Annotated in this window: 2 protein-coding genes; both read right to left on the bottom strand. The window is 66.0% G+C overall.

Annotation, left to right across the window (positions count from 1 at the left end):
* The coding region (locus ACI38Z_RS08225; protein ID WP_439789714.1) for an ABC transporter transmembrane domain-containing protein at window positions 1-507 on the bottom strand (507 nt) is incomplete at its 3' end.
* Window positions 508-534: 27 nt separating this feature from the next.
* Window positions 535-1,826 (bottom strand): ABC-F family ATP-binding cassette domain-containing protein (locus tag ACI38Z_RS08220; protein ID WP_439789713.1); only part of this gene is annotated, 1,292 nt, incomplete at its 5' end.

The following is a 1,826-nucleotide window of genomic DNA, read 5'->3' as shown; positions in this document are numbered from 1 at the left end:
GAGTCCGATGATCGGCGTGCACAGCAGGAAGATCGCCCCGAGCTTGATGTCGATGAGGCACGCGGCGACCATGGAGCCCACGGCCAGGAACGGCCAGCGGATGAGCTGGCGGATGCCCAGTGCGACGGCGAGCTGTACCTGGTTGACGTCGTTGGTGAGGCGCGTCGTGAGCGACGGCGTGCCAAAGCGGTCGACGTCGGCGGCGGAGAGCCCCATGACCTTGCGGAACAGGTCGTTCCTGACGTCCGTGCCGACGCCCTGCGCAACGAGTGCGGCCATCTTCTGGCACACCAGCGTGAAGCAGTAGCCCACGCAGGCGAGAAGGACGAGGAGTCCCCCCAGGCGCACGACCAGGCCCGCGTCGTGGTGGGCGACGCCCTGGTCGATCATGCGTGCCACGATGACGGGCGTCATCAGGTCGAATACCACCTCGACCACCTTGGCAGCCATGCCAAGCGCCACGCGCCCCCGATACGGGCGCAGGAAGCGAGAGAGAAGCTCGTGCAAAACCAATGACCTCCAGCGGACGATTGCCTAGTCGATTCCCAGCTTGTCCGAGAGCTCGATCCACTCGGTCTCGAGCTCGTCCAGCTCGGCCTCGGCCGCGTCCACGTCCCTCTGGGCCTCCATGAGCCCCTGGTAGTCGGAAGCGTCGATCTGGGCCATCTTCGCGCGGAGCCGGTCGGGCTCCCCCTGCTTCTTCTGCAGCTTTCGCGTGACGGCGTCGAAGCGCTTCTTGAGGTCGCGACGCTCGGCGTTGGTGAGCCCGCCGGGTTGGGTGGACTGCGCCTTCGCAGAACCATCGCCTACGGTAGCGCCGGTTCCGGCTCCTGTCGAATTCCGGTTTTGTATGCCAGCATTCAAGAGGCTAAGGTACTCGTCCACGCCGCCAGGCACGTGGCGGAGGTGCCCGTCGATCAGTGCGTATTGGTCGTCCGTCACGCGCTCCATCAGGTAGCGGTCGTGGCTCACCATGATGAGCGTGCCCGGCCACGTGTCGAGCAGGTCCTCAAGCACGGCCAGCATGTCGGTGTCAAGGTCATTTCCCGGCTCGTCCAGGATGAGCACGTTGGGCTCGCGCAGGAGCACGCAGAGTATCGACAGGCGCCGCCTCTGGCCGCCGGACAGGTCCTTGATGAACGTGGGGAACTCGCGGCGCGTGAACCCCAGGCGCTCGAGCAGCTGCTCGGGAGTCTGGGGCTTGCCGTCGACCATGTAGTACTTCTTGAACGTGGAGAGGAGCTCCTGCACGCGCCAGTCGTCCTTCTCGGCCAGCTGGTCCAGGTGCTGGGACAGGATGCCGAAGCGCACGGACTTGCCGATCTTGACGAAGCCGGAGCTCGGCAGCATGCGCCCGCACATGACCTTGAGCAGCGTCGACTTGCCGGCGCCGTTCTCGCCTAGGATGCCCACACGGTCGCCGGGGCCTATGAGCCAGTCGATGCCGTCGAGCACCTTGTGGCCCTCGTAGCCCGCGCTCACGTTCTTCATCTCGATGACCTGCTTGCCAAGGCGGCTCACGGCAAGTCGCTTGAGCTCCGTCGTGTTCCTGAGGGGCGGGTCGTTGGCGAGGAGCGCCATCGCGGCGTCGATCCTGAACTTGGGCTTGCTCGAGCGGGCCTTGGCCCCGTGGGCGAGCCAGTTGAGCTCCTTGCGCAGCGTGTTCTGGCGGCGCTCCTCCGTCACGGCGGCCTGGCGCTCGCGCTCGACGCGCTGCTGGATGTAGGCGCTGTAGCCGCCCTCGAACGGGTCGATCACGCCGTCGTGAACCTCCCACATGTGCTCGCATACCTCGTCCAGGAACCAGCGGTCGTGCGTCACGACGA

This window comes from Parafannyhessea sp. (assembly GCF_051876455.1).
In the GTDB taxonomy this organism is placed as follows: Bacteria; Actinomycetota; Coriobacteriia; order Coriobacteriales; family Atopobiaceae; genus Parafannyhessea.
Note: the sequence above shows the minus strand (reverse complement) of the source record. Positions and strands in the feature narration are given on the sequence as shown.